The organism is Nocardioides acrostichi (genome assembly GCF_015319165.1).
Taxonomy (GTDB): Bacteria; Actinomycetota; Actinomycetes; order Propionibacteriales; family Nocardioidaceae; genus Nocardioides; species Nocardioides acrostichi.
Map to the genome: position 1 here is coordinate 23,089 of NZ_JADIVZ010000017.1, position 19,645 is coordinate 42,733.

General features: G+C 71.1%; 18 protein-coding genes. 9 read left to right on the plus strand and 9 right to left on the minus strand.

Annotation, left to right across the window (positions count from 1 at the left end):
• Nucleotides 1-24 precede the first annotated feature (24 nt).
• The 3 genes from ISG29_RS19815 to ISG29_RS19825 all read right to left on the minus strand — a co-directional run bounded on the left by ISG29_RS19815 (nucleotide 25) and on the right by ISG29_RS19825 (nucleotide 3,106).
• Nucleotides 25-1,074 (minus strand): MerR family transcriptional regulator, encoded by a 1,050-nt coding sequence (locus tag ISG29_RS19815; RefSeq protein WP_194505188.1) that lies wholly within the window; start codon nucleotides 1,072-1,074, stop codon nucleotides 25-27.
• 121 nt (nucleotides 1,075-1,195) lie between these two features.
• Nucleotides 1,196-1,666, minus strand: coding sequence for an SRPBCC family protein (locus ISG29_RS19820; RefSeq protein ID WP_194505189.1), 471 nt, complete (start codon nucleotides 1,664-1,666; stop codon nucleotides 1,196-1,198).
• A 9-nt stretch (nucleotides 1,667-1,675) separates the two neighbouring features.
• Complete coding sequence (locus ISG29_RS19825; protein WP_194505236.1) at nucleotides 1,676-3,106, minus strand: CCA tRNA nucleotidyltransferase; 1,431 nt, start codon at nucleotides 3,104-3,106, stop codon at nucleotides 1,676-1,678.
• A gap of 157 nt (nucleotides 3,107-3,263) precedes the next feature.
• Between ISG29_RS19825 and ISG29_RS19830 the strand changes: the two genes are divergently transcribed.
• The 7 genes from ISG29_RS19830 (at nucleotide 3,264) to trxA (ending at nucleotide 12,204) form a co-directional block, all read left to right on the plus strand.
• Nucleotides 3,264-5,609: a DUF6049 family protein gene (locus tag ISG29_RS19830; RefSeq protein WP_194505190.1), complete on the plus strand. Its 2,346-nt coding sequence runs from the start codon at nucleotides 3,264-3,266 to the stop codon at nucleotides 5,607-5,609.
• Nucleotides 5,606-7,246 carry a murein biosynthesis integral membrane protein MurJ gene (gene murJ, locus ISG29_RS19835; protein WP_328829955.1) on the plus strand — a complete coding sequence of 547 codons (1,641 nt, stop codon included), beginning with the start codon at nucleotides 5,606-5,608 and terminating at the stop codon, nucleotides 7,244-7,246. Before ISG29_RS19830 ends, murJ begins: the two co-directional genes overlap by 4 nt.
• Before the next feature lie 100 nt (nucleotides 7,247-7,346).
• Nucleotides 7,347-9,167: a protein kinase family protein gene (locus ISG29_RS19840; RefSeq protein ID WP_194505191.1), complete on the plus strand. Its 1,821-nt coding sequence runs from the start codon at nucleotides 7,347-7,349 to the stop codon at nucleotides 9,165-9,167.
• The gene (sigM, locus tag ISG29_RS19845) at nucleotides 9,164-9,850 is read left to right on the plus strand and encodes an RNA polymerase sigma factor SigM (protein ID WP_328829958.1); all 687 of its coding nucleotides are present in this window, start codon (nucleotides 9,164-9,166) and stop codon (nucleotides 9,848-9,850) included. The genes ISG29_RS19840 and sigM overlap by 4 nt, the downstream gene beginning before the upstream one ends.
• Before the next feature lie 45 nt (nucleotides 9,851-9,895).
• Nucleotides 9,896-10,663 carry a hypothetical protein gene (locus ISG29_RS19850; protein WP_194505192.1) on the plus strand — a complete coding sequence of 256 codons (768 nt, stop codon included), beginning with the start codon at nucleotides 9,896-9,898 and terminating at the stop codon, nucleotides 10,661-10,663.
• A 100-nt stretch (nucleotides 10,664-10,763) separates the two neighbouring features.
• Nucleotides 10,764-11,768, plus strand: a complete 1,005-nt coding sequence (gene trxB, locus ISG29_RS19855; protein WP_194505193.1) for a thioredoxin-disulfide reductase — start codon at nucleotides 10,764-10,766, stop codon at nucleotides 11,766-11,768.
• Between the two features lie 109 nt (nucleotides 11,769-11,877).
• Nucleotides 11,878-12,204 carry a thioredoxin gene (gene trxA, locus ISG29_RS19860; RefSeq protein WP_194505194.1) on the plus strand — a complete coding sequence of 109 codons (327 nt, stop codon included), beginning with the start codon at nucleotides 11,878-11,880 and terminating at the stop codon, nucleotides 12,202-12,204.
• On the opposite strand, the gene ISG29_RS19865 is transcribed toward trxA, so the two are convergent.
• A complete protein-coding gene (locus ISG29_RS19865; RefSeq protein ID WP_194505195.1) occupies nucleotides 12,176-12,832 on the minus strand; it encodes a GNAT family N-acetyltransferase in 657 nt (218 codons plus the stop codon). The genes trxA and ISG29_RS19865 overlap by 29 nt on opposite strands.
• 167 nt (nucleotides 12,833-12,999) lie before the next feature.
• On the opposite strand from ISG29_RS19865, the gene ISG29_RS19870 reads away from it, so the two are divergent.
• The gene (locus ISG29_RS19870) at nucleotides 13,000-14,313 is read left to right on the plus strand and encodes an aminotransferase-like domain-containing protein (RefSeq protein WP_194505196.1); all 1,314 of its coding nucleotides are present in this window, start codon (nucleotides 13,000-13,002) and stop codon (nucleotides 14,311-14,313) included.
• A 47-nt stretch (nucleotides 14,314-14,360) separates the two neighbouring features.
• Entirely contained in the window at nucleotides 14,361-15,122 is a 762-nt protein-coding gene (locus tag ISG29_RS19875) for a lysophospholipid acyltransferase family protein (RefSeq protein ID WP_194505197.1), read from the plus strand.
• A gap of 154 nt (nucleotides 15,123-15,276) precedes the next feature.
• Here the strand turns inward: ISG29_RS19875 and ISG29_RS19880 are convergent, their stop codons facing one another.
• The 5 genes from ISG29_RS19880 to yidC all read right to left on the minus strand — a co-directional run bounded on the left by ISG29_RS19880 (nucleotide 15,277) and on the right by yidC (nucleotide 19,644).
• Complete coding sequence (locus tag ISG29_RS19880; protein ID WP_194505198.1) at nucleotides 15,277-16,287, minus strand: ParB/RepB/Spo0J family partition protein; 1,011 nt, start codon at nucleotides 16,285-16,287, stop codon at nucleotides 15,277-15,279.
• On the minus strand, nucleotides 16,284-17,255 hold the full coding sequence (locus ISG29_RS19885) for a ParA family protein (RefSeq protein ID WP_235960461.1): 972 nt from the start codon (nucleotides 17,253-17,255) through the stop codon (nucleotides 16,284-16,286). The genes ISG29_RS19880 and ISG29_RS19885 overlap by 4 nt, the downstream gene beginning before the upstream one ends.
• A gap of 169 nt (nucleotides 17,256-17,424) precedes the next feature.
• Nucleotides 17,425-18,075, minus strand: a complete 651-nt coding sequence (rsmG, locus tag ISG29_RS19890) for a 16S rRNA (guanine(527)-N(7))-methyltransferase RsmG (protein WP_194505239.1) — start codon at nucleotides 18,073-18,075, stop codon at nucleotides 17,425-17,427.
• An 85-nt stretch (nucleotides 18,076-18,160) separates the two neighbouring features.
• Entirely contained in the window at nucleotides 18,161-18,637 is a 477-nt protein-coding gene (locus ISG29_RS19895; protein WP_194505200.1) for a Jag family protein, read from the minus strand.
• Nucleotides 18,634-19,644, minus strand: coding sequence for a membrane protein insertase YidC (gene yidC / locus ISG29_RS19900; RefSeq protein ID WP_194505201.1), 1,011 nt, complete (start codon nucleotides 19,642-19,644; stop codon nucleotides 18,634-18,636). Before yidC ends, ISG29_RS19895 begins: the two co-directional genes overlap by 4 nt.
• Nucleotide 19,645: the final 1 nt, after the last annotated feature.

Genomic DNA, 19,645 nt, shown 5'->3' on the forward strand with positions numbered 1-19,645 from the left:
CCGATAAATCTCCCGGCCACCCGCCTAGGCGTCGACCACGACCACGCTGTAGTTGTCGTCGGCACCATGGGTCTCGACGGCGTCGGCCACGGTCGCGACCACCGCCTCGGGCGGTCCGGGGTCGAGCAGGAGCGTGGCGAGGTCGGCGGGGTCGAGTCGGCCGTGCACGCCGTCGGTGGTGAGCACGTAGCGGTCCCCGGGGTGCAGGGTGTGGACGGCGAGATCCGGCTCGCACGCCACCCCGGCCGCGACGGCACGGTTCAGCTGCACCCGGCGGTCGTCGTGCCGTGCCTCCTCGGTGGTCAGCCGACCCTCGTCGACCAGCGTCTGGGTGACGGTGTGGTCGCGGGTGAGCAGTTCGAGGCGCCCCTCGCGCACCCGGTAGCAGCGCGAGTCTCCGAGGTGTCCGATGAACACCCGGTCGGCGCCGATCACCAGCGCCGTCAGCGTGCAGCCCGCCCGGCCCGCGGCGTCCAGCCCGGTGACCACAGCCTGCGCCGACCCGAACGCGGCATCGAGCGCCGCAACCGGATCCGGGCCCGTCAGGCTCCCCACGTCCAACGCGGCCAGCGCCGACTCTGCGATGGCGGCACTCGCCCCGAATCCGTCGGCGACGGCGTGCAGCGCTCCCTCGCTCCGGAGCGCGTCCAGCTGGAGCTCGCGGGCGCCCTGGGCGAGGCAATGGGCCACCGCAGGAGTGGGTGTGGTGAGGGTGGTGGACATGTCGGCCTCCTGACCGCTCAGTCGCCCGGCGAGGAGGAGCAGGTCGGCCGACCGGCTGCCGGCGTCGGCCCGCAGCTGCCGCGCGAACGAGGTGACGGCGGCTGCCACCACGTCGTTCGGCTGGCCGATGACACCGCGGATGTCGGTCAGCCCCACGCCTGCTCGGCGCAATGCTGCGACCAGGCGGGCGTCGTCCAACTGGGACGCCGCGTAGCGGCGGTACCCGTTGAACGGGTCGACCTCGACCGGCCGCAGCAGATCGAGCTCGTCGTAGAGCCGCAGCGCCTTGGGCGTCAGACCGCTGGCGCGGGCGAAGTCGCCGATGACCATCAGGTCGCTCGGTGTACTCACGTCGGCACCTTCCTCGTCGTGCACGGCCGGTGACTCTCACCGGCCGATCACGACGCTCGGCCCTACCCCTGGGGGAAGGTCAACCGGAGATCACGCGATGCAAGGGCCGGCCAACCCGAGCTCACGCAGCCGCGGAGGCCTCGACGTCGGCCTTCAACTTGCTGAGGGTCTCGCGCATGCCCGACTCGAGGCGCGCGGTGAACCTCGCCACCCCTCCGAGCGCGACCCTGGTGAGCACGATGGACACCGTCGAGATGCCGTGGGGCAACTCGCGACGCTGGGTGACCAGGGTGCCGCCCTCGATCGGGGTCAGCTCGAAGGACCACACCGTGCCGTTCTCGTTGATCCGGAAGGCCAGGTCACGACAGGGCTCGAAGCGCACGACCTTGCCGTGGGTGGGCCATCGCAGCCAACCCTGGCCGTTGAGGTTGGTGAAGGTGGCGCCCTGCTCCACCACGCCGTCCTTCACGGTCGAGCGGATCACCTGCGGGCTCCACTGCGCCATCCGCGGGATGTCGGAGACCAGCGCCCAGACCTGCTCGGGCGTGGCGGCGATCTCGATGCTCTCGGAGAGCTCCTTGTACCGGGTCATGGCCGGACGCTAACGCCCGGCGCCACCCTCGGCCTGTGACGCCCACCACGCGCGGAGCTCGGCGGTGGCACGTTCCTCACCCAGCGGACCGTGCTCCATGCGCAGCTCGAGCAGGTACCGGTAGGCCTCGCCGACGACACGGCCCGGGCCGATGTCGAGCAGGGCCATGATCTGGTTGCCGTCGAGGTCGGGGCGCATCGCGTCGAGCTCCTCGGCCGCGGCCAGGCGGTCGATGCGGGCCTCGAGGTCGTCGTAGGTGCGGCGCAGCCGGTCGGCCTTGCGCTGGTTGCGGGTCGTGCAGTCGGCCCGGGTGAGCACGTGCAGCCGGGCCAGCTGGTCGCCGGCGTCGCGCACGTAACGGCGCACCGCGGAGTCGGTCCACTCCCCCGAGCCGTAGCCGTGAAAGCGCAGGTGCAGCTCGACGAGGTGCGAGATCGCCTCGATGTCGTCGTTGGCGAACCGCAGCGCCTTGAGCCGCTTGCGGGTCATCTTGGCGCCGACGACGTCGTGGTGGTGGAAGGTCACCGTGCCGTCGTCGGCGAAGCGGCGCGTGCGCGGCTTGCCGATGTCGTGCAGCAGTGCCGCCCAGCGCGACACCCGGTCGGGGCCATCGCCGGGCAGCCGCTCCTCGAGCTCGATGGCCTGCTCGAGCACGGTGAGGCTGTGCTCGTAGACGTCCTTGTGCCGGTGGTGCTCGTCGCGCTCCAGACGCAGCGCCGGCAGCTCCGGCAGCACCCGCTCGGCCAACCCCGTGTCGACCAGGAGCGTCAGGCCGCGCCGAGGGAACGGGGCGTCGACCAGCTTGACCAACTCGTCACGCACCCGCTCGGCGGAGACGATGTCGATGCGCTCGGCCATCTGCGTCATGGCCTCCTGCACGTCGTCGCGGACGGCGAACCCGAGCTGGGCGGCGAACCGTGCCGCCCGCATCATGCGCAGCGGGTCGTCGCCGAAGGAGTCCTCCGGCCGACCGGGCGTGCGCAGCAGGCCCTGCGCGAGGTCGATCACCCCGCCGAAGGGGTCGACCACCTCGCGCCCCGGGAGCATGACGGCCATCGCGTTGACGCTGAAGTCGCGTCGTCCGAGGTCGCCCTCGAGGGAGTCACCGAACGCGACCTCCGGCTTGCGCGAGGTCGCGTCGTAGCTCTCCGAGCGGTAGGTGGTGACCTCGACCTGCCAGGGGCCCTTCCGGCACCCGATGGTGCCGAAGGCCCGCCCCATGTCCCAGGTCGTGCCGGCCCAGCGCCCGAGCAGCTCCTCGGTCTCGTCGGGACGGGCCGAGGTGGTGAGATCGAGGTCGTGGTGCGCCCGCCCGAGCATGGCGTCGCGCACCGGGCCGCCCACGAGCGCCAGCTCGTGACCCGAGCCCGTGAAGAGGGCACCCAACTCCTCGAGCAGGGGTGCCAGTCGGTCGAGCTCCGCAGCGAGGTTGCGCTGCATCTCGACCACGCTGGGCACGGTGGGCCGCTCGGCGCTGGTCGACGTCGGATCGGGTGCTGGCACGGGCGGTCACTCTAAGACATCGCGCGATCTCCCACCGCCCGCGCCCGCGCTCGGCGCCGCGGCGGGCGCCCGACCACCCACTACAGTTCCGCAGGTGGTTCCTCCCCGACCCCCGGCTGCGGCAGCGCGCCGTCGGGTCGTGTCCGCGCTCCTGCTCGCCTGGCTGACCAGCGCCGTGGCCCTGACCGGCGCCGTGATCGCGCCCGCCCACGCCGAGCTGCCGGACGGCGCCGACCCGCTCGCGGTGACGATCGACCGGCTCACACCCGGCCAGATCCCGCGCAGCGGGAACATCACGATCAGCGGCACCATCACCAACCGCGACGACCAGCCCTGGACCACCCTCAACGTCTACCCGTACCGCAGTCTCACCCCGATGACCACGGCCGCCGAGGTCGCCGGCAGCCTCTCGGTCGACACCCACCAGGAGATCGGGGCTCGGGTCACCGACCCGGGTCCGTACCAGACCATCGACGAGCTCGACCCCGGACAGACCACCACGTACTCCATCACCGTGCCGCGATCTCGGCTCGGACTGACCGAGCAGGGCGTGTACTGGTTCGGCGTGCACGTGCTCGCGCAGCGCGATGCGCCCCGCGACGGGATCGCCGACGGGCGGGCGCTCACGCTGATGCCGCTCGTCGACACCGGGCGCCGGGTGCCCGACCGGCAGCCCGTCTCCGTCGTCGTGCCGCTGCGCTCGCAGGTGACCTACGCACCCGACGGATCGCTCGCCGACCCGGAGGGCTTCGCCGAGCTGCTGGGGTCCGGCGGACGGCTCGGGGCCCTGGTCGACCTGGGGCTCCAGGCGGCGCGGCGCGGCAAGGCCGCCCATCTCACCTGGCTGGTCGACCCCGCCGTCGTCGACGCGGCGGCGCGCCTGGCAGCGGGCAACCCGCCCCGCTCGATCGCACCGACGATCGATCCCGACGCCACGTCGGGTTCCAGCGCCTCCCCCGACCCGACCGAGAACCCGACCGACGACTCGACCGACGACTCGACCGACGAGCCCACCAGCCCGGCGTCCACGCTCACCGCGAGCGGCCAGGCGAGCGCCGGCAGCGACGACGCCTCCCCGAGCGGGGAGACCAGCTCGACCAGTCCGGTGCCGAACCCACCCGACTCCGTCGACCCGTCCTCGCTGGATCCCACCCTCGAGGCAGCCGCCGACCGGGCTGCGTCGTTCCTCGCCGACCTCTCGCGGGTCCTCGAGTCCGGCGGCCAGGTGCTCGCCCTGCCGTACGGCGACGTCGACCTCGCCGCCGCGGCGGAGTACGACGACGAGGCCTATCCCCGGGCGCGACGACGTTCCGGCGACACGCTCGGAAGCCTCGGCATCGCGACGTCTCCCGGTCTCGCGACGCCGTCCGGCTTCCTCGACCTCGCCGGGATCGACGCCGCCGAGCCGGACGAGACGCTGCTACTCACCGACCGGGCGATCCGAGGCGGTGCGGCCGCTGCGGTGGTGCGCACCGTCGACGGGCACCGCGTGGTCACGACCTCCGGGGGCACCAGCGAGGGGGGCCCGGGAGCCCAGCCGTTGAGCACCCTCTCCCTGCGTCAACGGATCCTCAGCGACGCCGCCGTGCGCGCGCTCGCAGGTGAGCAGGGCCGGCCCCTGGTCGTGGTCCTGCCCAAGTGGTGGACCCCTGACGATCCGGCCGCTCTGCTCTCGCAGCTGCGCACCGCCTGGACCCGTGTCGCCACCGTCGGGAAGGCTACGGACGGCTTGGCCGCCACGCCGGTGCGCGGCGACCTGCGCTACCCCGGCTGGGAGCGCGACGCCGAGCTCCCGGCGTCCAGCTTCGCGACCTCCGCGCAGCTCGTCGACACCGGCGACACCCTCCAGCAGGTGCTGACCCTCAACGACCAGGTCGGCAGTCTGGTCTCGGCCCAAGCCTTCACGGGCGTCTCGTACGCCGACCGCCGCAACCCCGCCGTGGCGTCGCGTGCGCTCATCGGGGCCACGAGCTACCTGACGACCCTCCTGGGCCGGATCACCGTGTCGACGCCGCCCGGCGTCACCCTCTCCAGCGCCAGCGGCGGACTGCCCGCCACCATCGTCAACCACCTCGACCAGCCGGTGACGGTGGCGCTCGACGTGCACTCGACCCCACCGATGAAGGTCCGAGTGCCGCAGAGCGTCGAGGTCGAGCCCGACGGGCAGGTGAGCGTGCTGCTCGAGGCGACCACCGAGCAAGAAGGCCTGCACAACGTCACGATCTCCCTCACCGACCGCAACGGCGCCGCGATCGGCAGCGAGGCCTCGCTGCCGATCCGCGCCGCCGAGGTGAGCAACGTGATCTGGCTCGTGATCGGGTCCGGTGCCGGCCTGCTGCTGGTCGCCATCGTCGTGCGCGTCGTCCGCCGGATCCGCGGCGAGCGCCCCGGCTCCCAGCGCACGAGCGGTCCCGCGGAGCTGGCGGAGCCGACATCGTGAGCGACGCCACGGCCGAGCGCAGCTCGGTGCTGTCGTCGTCGGCGGTGATGGCCGCCGGGACGACGTTCTCCCGGGCCAGCGGCTACCTGCGGGCCCTGCTCCTGGCCGCGGCTCTGGGCAACGCGGTGCACGCCGACGCGTTCACGATCGCCAACACGATCCCGAACATGCTCTACATCTTGTTGGCAGGCGGCGTGTTCAACGCCGTCCTCGTGCCGCAGCTGGTGCGAGCCCTCAAGGTCGACGCAGACGGCGGCGCGGCGTACACGAACCGCGTCATGACCCTGGCCGTCCTCTTCCTCGCGGGCGTCACGCTCGTGCTGGTCGTGGCCGCTCCGCTGGTGGTCGACCTGCTGACGTCGTCGCGCTTCCCGCCCGACGTTCGCGACTCCACCGTCGTCTTCGCCCGGCTCTGCCTACCGCAGGTGTTCTTCTACGGCATGTTCGTGCTGGTCGGGCAGGTGCTCAACGCCCGCGGCCGGTTCGGGCCGATGATGTGGGCGCCCATCGCGAACAACGTGATCGCCGTCGGCACCCTGATCGTCTACCTCGTGGTGTTCGGGGCGGCGCGAGGCCCCGAGCGGGTCGGCGGCTACACGGGTAGCCAGGAGCTCCTGCTCGGCGTCGGGTCGACCCTGGGCATCGCCGTCCAACTCCTGGTGCTGCTGCCGTATCTGCGCGCCACCGGGTTCCGGTTCTCGCCGCGGTTCGACTTCCGCGGCACCGGACTGGGCCACACCCTGCGGCTGGGCACCTGGACGGTGCTGTTCGTCGTCGTCAACCAGATCGCCTACACGGTCGTGGTGCGGCTGGCCTCCTCGGGAACGGCCGGGGGCAACCCCGAGGGCACCGGCAACACGGTGTACTCCAGCACCTTCCTCATCGCGATGGTGCCCCACTCGATCATCACCGTCTCGCTGGCGACCGCGATCCTGCCGCGTCTCTCGGCCGCGGCCGCCGACGGCCACCTCTCCGACCTGGCTGACACCGTGGCGGGAACCCTGCGTACGGCGCTCGCGGTGATCGTGCCGTTCGGTGCCCTGCTGCCGCTGTTGGCGCCCGACCTGGCGCGCATCCTCTTCGGCTACGGCGCCGCGGCGGCGACCGTGGAGAACTTCGCCCCCACCCTCGCGCTGTTCGGCCCGGCCCTGGTGTTCTTCACGATGCACTACTTGATGCTGCGTGGGTTCTACGCCCTCGAGCAGACCCGGGGGGTGTTCATCAACCAGTGCGCGGTGGCGACGGTGAACATCGCGGTCGCCGTCTGTCTCGTCGCGCTCACCGACGCCGCGGCCACCGCACCCTCGCTCGTCGTGGCGTACGGGGCGGCGTACCTGGTCGGCGCCGTGCTCTCCTACGTCACGCTCGGACGCCGGGTGGGCGGCCTGCCCGGCGCCACGCTGCTGCGCTTCGGCATCCGGCTCGTCGCCGTCACGGCCATCTCGACCGGCGTGGCCACCCTGGTCATGGTCGGGCTGCGAGAGGTCGTGGCCGACGAGTCCAAGCTCGGGGCTCTGGCCGTCGTCGCCGCGGCCGGGGCCGCCGACGTCGTGTGCTTCGTGGCGCTGGCCCGCGTGTTCGGTCTCAGCGAGGTCACGGCCGTGCTCAGCACCGTGCTGCGCCGCGCCGGACGCTGACGCAGCTTCTCGAGGTCCACCCCTGCGTCGGCTCCGGGATCTACCATGGCCTCACAGCCACCAGACCGTCGCGCCCTCGCGGGCCAGTCCTAGGAGCAGCGTGCCCACCTCGATCCGGCCCGGCGACGTGCTCGCGGGCCGGTACCGACTCGTCGACCTCCTCAGCGAGAGCGCAGGGGGCCGGTTCTGGCGCGCCTACGACGGAGTGCTCCAGCGGCACGTGGCCCTGCACGTCATCGCGGCCGACGACCGGCGCGCCGGTGGACTCATGGAGGCGGCGCGGCGCTCGGCCACCGTCGTCGACCAGCACCTGCTGCGCGTCCTCGACGCCGAACGCGAGGGCGACCTCTGCTACGTCGTCAACGAGTGGGGCAAGGGCACCTCGCTCGACATCATGCTGGCCGCCGGCGGCGTGCTGTCACCGCGTCGGGCCGCCTGGGTGGTCTCCGAGGTCGCCGCGGCCTGCGTCGTGGCGCACCGTGGTGGGGTGCCGCACGGTCGGTTGAGCCCCGAGAGCGTCCTCATCGACACCTCCGGAGCCGTCCGGGTGATCGGCTGGAGCGTCGATGCTGCCCTGCACGGTCTCCCGCCGGGCGATCCCGCTCACGACGTGCAGGATCTCGCGGGCCTGCTCTACGCGGCGCTGACCGGACGCTGGGCCGGGCCCTCGCCGTCCGCCATGCCGCCGGCCCCTCGCGATCACGGGCAGGTGCTGCGTCCCCGTCAGGTGCGCGCGGGCATCCCGCGCCAGCTCGATGTCGTCTGCGAGCAGATACTCGGCTCGACCGAGGGCCGGGCGCACGCGCGAGGCGTCGAGTCGGCGCTCGACGTGCAGGCGGCTCTGACCGAGTTCGTCGGCGATCCCGCGGGCATCCCCGAGGCGCTGCTGGTGCGGCTCGTGCACCGCCACTCCCCGGTCGTGCTGCCCGGCGTACCCGAGTTCGAGATCAAGGATCCCGACGTGCCGACCCGCGCACCGGAGCCGGATCCCGCTCCCGAGCCCGACCCGGAGCCGGAGGGCGAGCCGACCCAGGCCTCGCTGCCGGCCTTCATCGCCGAGCCGGAGCCGCGAGACGACGACGCTCCCACGCTCGCCACTCCCGCCGTGCCGCCGCCGGAGCCCGAGCCCGAGCGCCCGCTGTTCGCCCCAGATCCCACCGACGGTGGCCCGGTGCGGCGGGCCCGGGTGCGCAACGAGCCCGGACCCGAGCCGGCCGACTACTGGCCGTGGGAGACCGACGCCGGCCGCGTCACCGGCTCCGTGCCGGTGTACGAGGACCCCGACGAGGCCGACGACGGCGTGCCGGGCCGCAGCACGCTGCGGCTGGCCGTGCTGCTGCTCACCGCCATGGTGCTGCTGGTCGGCATCGCGGTGGCGTTCAACCTCGGACGCGGTCGCACCCCGCTCGGAGCGGTGCCCGACGACTCCTCGAGCCAGTCCTCGAGCAGCACGCCGACCACGGCGGCTCCGTCTCCCGTCGCGGGCATCACCGCGACCTCGCTCGACCCCCAGGGTGACGACGGCGAAGAGCACCCCGAGGAGGTCGGCGACGCCCTCGACGGCAACCCCGACACCGCGTGGAGCACCCTCACCTACAAGCAGCAGTTCGGCCCGGCCGGGCTCAAGACCGGGCTCGGGCTGGTGCTCGATCTCGGCTCGAGCCAGCAGGTCAGCGAGGTCGACCTGAGCCTGGTCGGCCAGCCGACCGGCGTCCAGGTGTTCGTCACCGACGCCGCGCCCACCACGAGCCCGGCCGATGCCGGCCTGGAGCCACTCGCCGAGGTCTCGGCCGGGGCCCAGGAGAAGATCCCGCTCGACCAGCCGCAGGAGGGGCGCTACGTCGTGATCTGGCTGACGTCGTTGCCGTCGGTGTCGGGTGGGTTCCGCGGCGGCATCTCCGAGCTCTCGGTACTGTCGTGATCCCGGGCGCCGGCAGCCCCTGGGGCGACCACGACGACCACGCGTTGCTGGCCGCCCACGTGCGGGGCGAGCCCGACGCGTTCGGCGAACTGTTCGCCCGGCACCGCGACCGGCTCTGGGCGGTGGCGCTGCGCACGATGGGCAACCCGGACGACGCCGCCGACGGCCTCCAGGACGCTCTCATCGCCGCCTACCGCCGCGCCGAAACGTTCCGCGGCGACTGCGCAGTCACGACCTGGCTTCACCGGGTGGTCGTGAACGCCTGCCTCGACCGGCTCCGGGCGCTGAATGTGCGCCGCGCCGAACCGCTGCCCGACGACGTCGAGGAGTACGCCCGGGCGGGCCGCGACCGTCCTGCCCCGCTCGACCCCTCCGTCGCGACCGAGGTCTCGGAGCAGCGCGGTCTCGTACTGCGGGCGCTGCGCGAACTGCCCGACGAGCAGCGGGCCGCGATCGTGCTGGTCGATCTCGAGGGTCACTCCGTCGCCGAGGTCGCCGAGATGCTCCAATGCGCTCCCGGCACCGTGAAGTCGCGCTGCTCGCGTGGCCGGGCCCGGCTGGCCCGGCTGCTCGCTCCTCTGCTCGAGGAGGCCGACGGCGGCCCCGGAGCCACGCCGGCACGGAACCCGCAGTCCGCGCGCGCCGTCCCACCCACGCAGCCGCGGGCTCCTCCCGCGGGCTGAGCGACCCGACCCGAGTCCATCCCCGTCCAGCACCCCGAGGTTCTCGTGCCCGATCCGCTGCCCCATGAGCAGGATGCGCACCTGCGCGCCCTCCTCGCCGGTGCGCGCCATCGCGAGCCGATGCCGGCCGAGGTCGTCGACCGGCTCGACGGCGTCCTCGCCCGACTGGCCGCCGGCGAGCTCGGCCCGCCGGCCGAACCGGTCCCGGACTCACCGCCCGCGTCGGCAGCGGTGGTCGATCTCGGGCGCCGACGCCGACGCCGCGTCGGCGCGCTGCTGGCCGCCGCTGCGGTCGTGCTGGTCGTCGGTGCGGGCATCGGCCAGCTCGTGCGCTCCGGCGTGTCGTCCGGAGACGACAGCGCCTCCTCGGCCGCCGCCGACCGCGACAGCAGTCTCTCGGAGTCCGCGCAGTCGCCGGACGCCCGGAACCCCCAGGACTTGGCCTCCTCCGAGAGCCTGCTCACCGATGGCTCGGGGGCGGCCGGGGGCGAGGCCGGCCGCATCATCGTGCTCGAGGGGGCCCTACCGGCCGTCACCGACGACGGCTTCGCCACGACCGCCTCACGCGTGCGCCAGCGGCTGGGGGCCCGCAACGCCGCCTCCTCCGCCTCCGACAGCGCCGCACCTCGCGCGAGTCGGGAGTGGCAGGGCTGCGCACCCGCCGACTGGGGCAAGGGTCGTCTGGTCGCGGTGCGCTACGACGGCGGCCCGGCCGTGCTCGCCTTCCGGCCCGCCGTGGGCGAGATCGAGGTGGTCGACCTGCTCCAGTGCGGCACGGCCGCCGTGCTGCGCACCGCCACGCTGCAGCGCTGAGGCCGTCGCAGGGAACAACGCTCCCCTACGATCGGTTCCACCCATCGGGCCGGTACCGACCGGCTGCACGGATTCGTGAGTCTTGAGGAGTGAAGCCTGCATGGCCGAGAACCAGGCCGTTCGCAACGTCATCGTCATCGGTTCGGGGCCTTCGGGGTACACGGCGGCCGTCTACGCGGCGCGCGCCAACCTCGAGCCCCTGGTGTTCGAGGGCTCGGTCACGGCCGGCGGCGCCCTCATGAACACCACCGAGGTCGAGAACTTCCCCGGCTTCCGCGACGGCATCATGGGCCCGGCGCTCATGGACGAGATGCGCGCCCAGGCCGAGCGGTTCGGCGCCGAACTCGTCGCCGACGACATCGTCGAGGTCGACCTCACCGGCGAGGTGAAGGTCGTGAAGACCGCTACCGACACCTACTCGGCGCACAGCGTGATCCTCGCGACGGGGTCGGGCTACCGCAAGCTCGGTCTGCCCAACGAGGACGCGCTCTCGGGCCGCGGCGTCTCGTGGTGCGCGACCTGCGACGGCTTCTTCTTCCGTGAGCAGGAGATCGTGGTCGTCGGCGGCGGGGACTCCGCGGTCGAGGAGGCCACCTTCCTCACCCGGTTCGCCAGCAAGGTCACCATGCTGGTGCGCCGCGAGGAGCTGCGCGCCTCGGCCATCATGGCCGAGCGCGCGTTCGCCGACCCGAAGCTCGAGATCCGTTGGAACTCCGCCGTCGACGAGATCCGCGGCACCGACAAGCTCGAGGGTCTCACCGTGCGCGACACCGTGACGGGCGAGACCTCCGACCTGCCCGCCACCGGTCTCTTCATCGCCATCGGTCATGACCCCCGCTCCGAGCTGCTCACGGGCCAGGTCGACCTCGACGACGAGGGCTACGTGCTGGTCGAGCACCCCTCCACCGGCACCAACCTGCCCGGTGTCTTCGCCTGCGGCGACCTCGTCGACCACGTCTACCGCCAGGCGATCACCGCCGCTGGCACCGGCTGCGCCGCCGCCCTGGACGCCGAGCGCTACCTGGCCCAGCTCGATCACGTCGCTGCCAACGGTGCCGAGGCGCAGCAGCGTGCCGACGCCGAGATGGCCGTCGCCGGCGACTGACGACGTCCTCACCGGCCTGCGGTCGGCCAGGAATGGCCGCGGGCCCGGCGGCGTTGGGTCCACGGTCGCCGATCCACCTCGCATCAATCTCCGACGAAAGGGAACCACCATGGGAGCCATGTCAGCTGTCACCGACGCCGAGTTCGAGAGCCAGGTCCTCAAGGCCGACAAGCCGGTCCTCGTCGACTTCTGGGCCGAGTGGTGCGGTCCGTGCCGCCAGGTCTCGCCGATCCTCGACGAGATCGCGTCGACCCACGGTGAGAAGATGACGTTCTTGAAGATGAACGTCGACGAGAACCCGGTGACCCCGTCGTCCTACCGGGTCACCGGCATCCCGACGATCAACGTCTACTCCGGTGGCGAGGTCGTCAAGAGCATCGTCGGCGCCAAGCCCAAGGCGAGCCTGCTCAACGAGCTGAAGGACTTCTTGGGCTGATCGTCCCATCCCTCCTCGCGGGCGCCGGTGCACTACGCACGGCGCCCGCGATGCGTTCGATCGCCGCCTCGACCTCGCCGCGCCACGTCACCGTGGCCCGTAGGTCCATCCGCATGCGCGGGGTCAGCGGGTGGGCGCGCCGGGTGCGGAACCCCAACCGGCCCAGCACCTCGACCGACGTCGTACAAGGGGTCGGAGTCACGCCGATCCGGCCGAAGCTCTCGACCGCCTTCACTCCCGGCCGGCCCACCAGGTCGCGCGCCATGCCCTGCACCAACATCCGGGCCAGCCCGCCGCCCCGGTGCACCTCGTGTACCCACAGCACCGTCATCTGCACCGCGTCGACCGACACCGGCGCGGTGGCGAAGCCCGCACTGCCCGGTAGGTAGGCCGGAGGGGCGTAGAGCACGACGCCGACCGGGTCGCCGTCGACCTCGACCACGCGACCGCACGATCCCCACTCGCGCAGCACCTCGGAGATCCACGTCGCCTTCTCCCGGGTGCGCTGATCCGAGCTCACGAAGTCGGCTCGACGCACCGGGTCGAGCTCCCAGAACAGGCAGTCGTGACAACCCCACGGCAGGTCGGCGAACCGGTCGGGCGTGAGCGGCACGATGCGACGGGCCATGACACCTCCAGGTTGTTCTCCTGCGAGCATGCACCGCGAGACGCCGAAGGGGTAGGCCGCGCCCCCCGTCAGGCGTGGGCCGGAGTGTGAGGAGCGCCACGCCACGCCCACGGAGTCCCGCCCAACCCTGGGTCCCGGGCGTCCTGATGCCGCATGCTAGGGGCACCATGACTTCCGACGTGCAGCGCACCCACGCCCGACTCGACTCGTTCGTCGACCGGTACGCAGCGCGCACGGCCGGCATGACGGCCTCGGAGATCCGCGCTCTCTTCTCGGTGGCGTCGCGCCCCGAGGTGGTCTCGCTGGCCGGCGGTATGCCGAACATCTCCGGCCTGCCCCTCGATGTGGTCGGTTCCGCCATCGGCGACCTGGTCGCCGAGCAGGGCACGGTGGCCATGCAGTACGGCTCCGGCCAGGGCGTGCCGGCGCTGCGTGAGCAGATCACCGACGTCATGCGCCTCGAGGGCATCGACGCGCACGCTGATGACGTCGTCGTCACCGTCGGCTCGCAACAGGCCGTCGACCTGGTCACCCGCGTCTTCTGCGACCCCGGCGACGTCGTCATCTGCGAGGCGCCCTCCTACGTCGGCGCCCTCGGCGTCTTCCGGGCCTACCAGGCCGAGGTCGTGCACGCCGAGATGGACGCCGACGGACTGGTGCCCGAGGCCCTGCAGCAGGCCATCACGGCGGTGAAGGCCGCCGGACGCACCATCAAGTTCCTCTACACGATCCCCAACTTCCACAACCCTGCCGGCGTCACGATGTCTGCCGAGCGCCGCCGTCAGGTCCTCGAGATCTGCCAGCGCGAGGGCGTCTTGGTGCTCGAGGACAACCCCTACGGGCTGCTCGGTTTCAGCGGTGAGCCGATGCGCGCCCTGCGGGCCGACGACCCCGACAACGTGATCTACCTCGGCTCCTTCTCCAAGACGTTCGCTCCCGGATTCCGGGTGGGCTGGGCGCTCGCGCCGCACCCCGTGCGCGAGAAGCTCGTGCTGGCCCAGGAATCCTCGACCCTCTGCCCGCCCCAGTTCAGCCAGATGGCGGTGTCGGCGTACCTGGCCGCACACGACTGGCAGGGGCAGATCAAACAGTTCCGCGAGATGTACCGCGAGCGGCGAGACGCGATGATCGACGCCCTCGAGGACCTGTTGCCCGCGGGCTGCTCGTGGAACGTGCCGGAGGGCGGCTTCTACGTGTGGCTCACGCTGCCTCCCGGGGTCGACGCCAAGGCGATGCTGCCCCGTGCGGTCACGGCGCGGGTGGCCTACGTGCCGGGCACGGCCTTCTACGCCGACGGATTCGGCTCCTCGGCCATGCGGCTCTCGTTCTGCTACCCGACTCCCGAGCGCATCCGCGAGGGTGTGCGCCGGTTGGCCGGTGTGCTCGAGACCGAGATGGAGCTGCGACGCACCTTCGGCGCCCAGGCGCCGGAACGCGGTCTGCCGGGCGGCTACGACCGTCCAGGCACCCACGTGCGCTGAGCCGTTCCCGCCCGCGGTCGCCTACGCGCGCGTGAGAGCATCACCGCATGCTCGACCTCACCTATCCGCCGATCATCCTCACGGCCAAACTCGCCTTTCGGGCTCTCGGTCAGCGGTTCATCATGTCGGGCACCGAACACGTGCCCCGCAAGGGCGGCGTGCTGCTGGCCTGCAATCACGTCGGCTACGTCGACTTCATCTACGGGGGATTGGCCGCGAACCCCTCGGGCCGCAAGGTCCGGTTCATGGCGAAGCGTGAGATCTTCGACAACCCCTACTCCGGGCCGTTGATGCGCTCCTTGCATCACATCGAGGTTGATCGCGGCGAGGGGCTGGCGTCGTACAACACGGCCGTCGACTACCTACGGCGCGGTGAGGCGGTCGGCATCTTTCCCGAGGCGACGATCTCCCGCTCCATGGAGCTCAAGGAGTTCAAGACCGGTGCCGTGCGCATCGCCGCGGACGCCGGGGTTCCGCTCGTGCCGGTGATCCTCTGGGGCACGCAGCGGATGATGACCAAGGACCACCCCCGCGACTTCTCCCGCGGCAAGACGATCGCGATCACGGTCGGCGAACCGCTGCACCCCGACGGCGAGGATCCGGTCGCCGAGACCGCCGAGCTCCGCTCGGTCATGACCTCGATGCTCGAACGCACCATCGCCGCCTACCCCACCGACGAGCAGCCTCCGGGCAGCTGGTGGGTGCCCAGCCGACTCGGCGGCACCGCCCCCACCCCCGACGAGGCCGCTCGGCTGGACGTCGAGGAGAGGCGCGCCCGCGCCGCCAAGCGCGCCAGCCGTTCTCGCTGACCCGTCGCTGGTTTTCCCGTGACCCGTCGCTAGTTTTCGGTCGACCTGCCACGACTTTGCGTGGGTACTGCGGAAACGCACTGGTCAGCAGGCTGCGTGAGATAGACAAGCTTCTAAAGCGCTAAAGCGCTAAAGCGTTTTATCGACTTATAGTCTAGGAATGCCGTGGGTCGATGATGTCGATGATGCGTCGCAGATCCTCCAGCGAGGCGAACTCCACGGTGATCTTTCCCTTGCTCTTGCCGAGGTCGACCTTGACCCGGGTCTCGAGCCGATCGGCCAGGCGTTCCGCGATGTCGGCGAGACCAGGGGCGGTCGGCTTGCGGCGTCGCACCACCGGCTCGGCGCCGTCGCCCGCGACGTCGCCCAGAGCGACGATCTCCTCCAGGCCGCGCACGCTGATGCCTTCGGCCACCACCCGCTGAGCCAGGCGGTCCTGCACCTCGGGATCCTCAACGGCCAGCAGCGACCGCGCGTGCCCCGCCGACAGCACGCCGGCGGCCACGCGCCGCTGGACGGCGGGGCTCAACCGCAGCAGCCGGATCGTGTTGGAGATCTGCGGTCGCGAGCGGCCGATCCGCTGAGCGAGCTCGTCGTGGGTACAACCGAAGTCCTCCAGCAGCTGCGCGTAGGCCGACGCCTCCTCCAGGGGATTGAGCTGGGAGCGGTGCAGGTTCTCCAGCAGAGCGTCGCGCAGCATGTCGGTGTCGTCGGTGCGGCGCACGATGGCCGGGATCGTGGTGAGGCCGGCCTCCTGGGAGGCCCGCCACCGCCGCTCGCCCATGATGAGCTCGTAGCCCCGGTCGGCAGGGCGCACGACGACCGGCTGCAGCAGCCCCACCTCGCGGATGGAGTGCACCAACTCGGCCATGTCATCGGCGTCGAAGACCGTGCGCGGCTGCACGGCGTTGGGCACGATCTCGGCCAAGGGCAGCTCGGCGAAGTAGGCGCCGTCGACGCGTGCCAGCTCGGGCCCGCCCTCCTTGGCCGGGGCGGACGGCGCGCCGGCATCCGCCGGGCGCACACTCTCGGCAGTCGCGTTCCCCTCGGACGACGACGCGGCATCGCCGCGTGGGGTGTCGGGCGCCTCGACTGGTGCCGTGGGGATCAACGAGCCCAGGCCGCGACCCAGGCCTCGTCGTGCCGGTGGACGCGGACTGCTCACGAGGTGACTCCCTTGGCAGCGATCTCACGGGCGGCCTCGAGGTACGAGAGCGCCCCCGAGGAGCCCGGATCGTAGGTGACGACGGTCTGGGCGTAAGACGGCGCCTCCGAGACCCGGACCGACCGGGGAATCATCGTGCGCAGAACCTGCTCGCCGAAGTGGGCCCTGACCTCCTCGGCCACCCCTGCGGCCAGGCGAGTGCGTGCGTCGTACATGGTGACCAGGATGGTGGAGATGGCCAACGCCGGGTTGAGGTGGGCCCTCACCATGTCGACCGTCGCGAGCAGCTGGCTGAGCCCCTCGAGCGCGTAATACTCCGCCTGGATCGGGATCATCATCTCCTCGCCCGCAACGAGCGCGTTGAGGGTCAACAGGCCCAGGGACGGAGGGCAGTCGATGATGACGTAGTCGAAGCGGTCCTCACCGAGCGCAGCAGCGGCTCCGATCCTCGGGTGGGCCGCAATCGCCTTGCTCAGTCGATTCTCGCGAGCGACCACGCTGACCAGCTCGATCTCGGCGCCGGCCAAGTCGATCGTGGCCGGGACGACGAAGAGATCAGGCACGTCCGGACACGGCACCATGATCTCCTCGAGCGGCGTTCCCTCCACGAGAGCGTCGTAGACCGACGCCGTTCCCTGACGGTGCTCGACGTTGAGGGCCGTCGAGGCGTTGCCTTGGGGGTCGAGGTCGATCACGAGGACGCGCTGGCCCAGTTGGGCCAGTCCCGCGGCGACGTTCACCGTGCTCGTGGTCTTACCGACCCCGCCCTTCTGGTTCGCGACCACGAACACGCGCGTGGCAGCCGGCCGGGGGGCGGGTGGACGGCTGCGCTGACCTGAGCGTGCCCACAGGCTCTGCTCGGTCGCGCGGGCCAGGGGAGTGCTGTGGTCCTGCTCGCCAGCCGAGTCGTAGTCGGCCATCTCGGCCGCCGTGCGCACGCGCACAGGTCCCTCGTTGCTCTCCGTCATCCGACACTCCATCGTTCGCTCGCTCGGAACTGACCGTGCGGTCTGCGCATGGTTTCACGTGAAACAGCCGCACCGACACTCGTCATCGACACCTGTGGACAAACCCGCCCAATCTGTGGAGAGCCCGCCTGAGAAGCCCGTCGACACCGGTGGAAAACTCGTGCTTCGGTCATCCGCGACGCCCCTTCGACCCCGGAGCCCGCCGGGGCTTCTGCCGCCGAGCGCCCCACGGCACCCGCGGCTCCCCGGCCCATCCGACCCGGACCACGAAGGTGGGCTCCTCCAGAACCTCGACCCCCACACTCCGGACCTCGGGTGCGGTTCCACCCGCCGCCAGGATCGCTTCGTGGCACGACGCCGCCTCGCTTGCAGCGCGGTCTCCCTTCAGGGCCACCATCGCGCCCTGGCTCGACACCAGTGGCATGCACCAGGACAGCAACTTCGGCAGAGGAGCCACCGCTCGTGACGTCACCAGATCGAACATGTGACTCCCGTGCAACTCCTCAGCGCGCGCTCGGACGACCTCAACGTTCTCCAGCGCCAGGGACTCGCGCACTTCCTCCAGGAAGGTCGTACGTCGCAGCAACGGCTCCACCAGCGTCACCTGGAGATCCGGTCGCGCAATAGCAAGTACCAGCCCCGGGAGCCCGGCCCCTGAACCCACATCGGCCACGGCGACTCCCTGAGGGATGCATTCGCCCACGACGGCCGAGTTGAGCAGGTGCCGATCCCACAGCCGAGGCGCCTCTCGCGGACCGATGAGGCCGCGGAGCACGCCGTCGTCAGCGAGACGGTGGGCAAACGCCACTGCTAATGGCATCTGGGCACGCGGAAACACCCTCTCCGCCACCGACGGCGGGGAGGGTGTTTCACGTGAAACCGACTCAGTGGGGTCGGAAGGCTGCTCAGCCAGGGAGGATCACCACGAAGCGCCGCGGCTCCACGCCCTCGGATTCCGAAGCCAGTCCAGCCTCGGCCACTGCGTCGTGCACGACCTTGCGCTCGAACGGCGGCATCGGGTCCAAAGCCACCCGCTCACCGGACTCGCGGACCCGAGCCACGCTCTCCTCGGCTAGCTTCGTCAGCGCAGCCCGCTTGTCAGCACGGAAGTTCGCCACATCAAGCATCAGGCGGGAACGTGCCCCGGTCTCCCGGTACACGGCCAGCCGGGTCAACTCCTGGAGGGCCTCCAACACCTCGCCGTCGCGCCCCACGAGCTGGGCCAAGTCACCGCCCACGATCGACACCGCCGCCCGATCTCCCTCGACATCCATGTCGAGGTCGCCGTCGAGATCGGCGATGTCGAGCAACTCCTCGAGGTAGTCGGCTGCGATGTCGCCCTCGTTCTCGAGAGCACTGACATCCTGCTTGTGGTCACTCACTGGGAACCTCCCTTGGTCGGACCGTCCGGCTTCTGACCACCGGACTTCTTGCGCTGGGACCGGCTCTGCTTCTTCGGCTGCTGGCGCTGCGAGGGGCGCGCCTCCGGAGCACTGCCGGTGTCGGTCTCGGGGGCCTTGTAGACCTCGCCGTGCTTGTCGGCCTTCGCCTTGTCTCGATCGATCTTGGCCTGGAACGCAGGCGTCCCCGGAGCTGGGTTGTTCCGGATCACGTAGAACTGCTGACCCATGGTCCAGAGGTTCGAGGTGGTCCAGTAGAGGAGCACACCGATCGGGAAGGCGACGCCACCGAGACCGAAGGCGACGGGGAGGATGTAGAGCAGCATCTTCTGCTGCTGCGCGTACTGACCCGTCATCGCATCGGCCGGCATGTTCTTGCTCATCAGCTGACGCTGGGTCGTGAAGGTCGTAGCCGTCATGGCGATGACCAGAAACAGTGCGAGCAGCATGACGCTGAGCTGGCCGCCGTCCGGTTGCCATACCCGGGATCCCCAGAAGCTCTCCTTGAGCGGAATCGCCCCGAAGAGAGCCGACTTGCCGAAGCTCGAGGCCAAGTTGTCAGTGAGGAAGCCGTGCGGCGTGTTGTTGCGGGCGGCCTCGTTGAGCAGATGGAACAGCGTGAAGAAGATCGGCATCTGGAGCAGGATCGGCAAGCACGAGGCGAACGGGTTGGTGCCCGACTCCTTGTAGAGCTTCATCGTCTCCTGGCCGAGACGCTCGCGATCGTGCCCGTACTTCTTCTGCAGCTCACGCACCTGCGGCTGCAGCAACTGCATGTTGCGACTGGACTTGATCTGCTTGACGAACAGCGGGATCAGCGCCGCCCGGATCACGAGAGTCAGCCCCACGATCGAGAGAGCCCACGCCACGCCGCCGTCGGGGTTGAGACCCAGCAGGCTCAGCAGCTTGTGCCAAGCGATGAGCACACCCGAGATCGCGTAGTACAGCGGTGTCGCGATGAAGCCGAAGAGATTGCCGATGGCACCCACG

Excerpts from the sequence above, each read along its gene's own strand:
- ISG29_RS19820 (WP_194505189.1), bottom strand. The coding sequence starts at position 1,666 with ATGACCCGGTACAAGGAGCTCTCCGAGAGCATCGAGATCGCCGCCACG.
- ISG29_RS19825 (WP_194505236.1), bottom strand. The coding sequence starts at position 3,106 with ATGCAGCGCAACCTCGCTGCGGAGCTCGACCGACTGGCACCCCTGCTC.
- trxB (WP_194505193.1), top strand. The coding sequence starts at position 10,764 with ATGGCCGAGAACCAGGCCGTTCGCAACGTCATCGTCATCGGTTCGGGG.
- trxA (WP_194505194.1), top strand. The coding sequence starts at position 11,878 with ATGGGAGCCATGTCAGCTGTCACCGACGCCGAGTTCGAGAGCCAGGTC.
- ISG29_RS19865 (WP_194505195.1), bottom strand. The coding sequence starts at position 12,832 with ATGGCCCGTCGCATCGTGCCGCTCACGCCCGACCGGTTCGCCGACCTG.
- ISG29_RS19870 (WP_194505196.1), top strand. The coding sequence starts at position 13,000 with ATGACTTCCGACGTGCAGCGCACCCACGCCCGACTCGACTCGTTCGTC.
- ISG29_RS19875 (WP_194505197.1), top strand. The coding sequence starts at position 14,361 with ATGCTCGACCTCACCTATCCGCCGATCATCCTCACGGCCAAACTCGCC.
- ISG29_RS19885 (WP_235960461.1), bottom strand. The coding sequence starts at position 17,255 with ATGACGGAGAGCAACGAGGGACCTGTGCGCGTGCGCACGGCGGCCGAG.
- rsmG (WP_194505239.1), bottom strand. The coding sequence starts at position 18,075 with ATGCCATTAGCAGTGGCGTTTGCCCACCGTCTCGCTGACGACGGCGTG.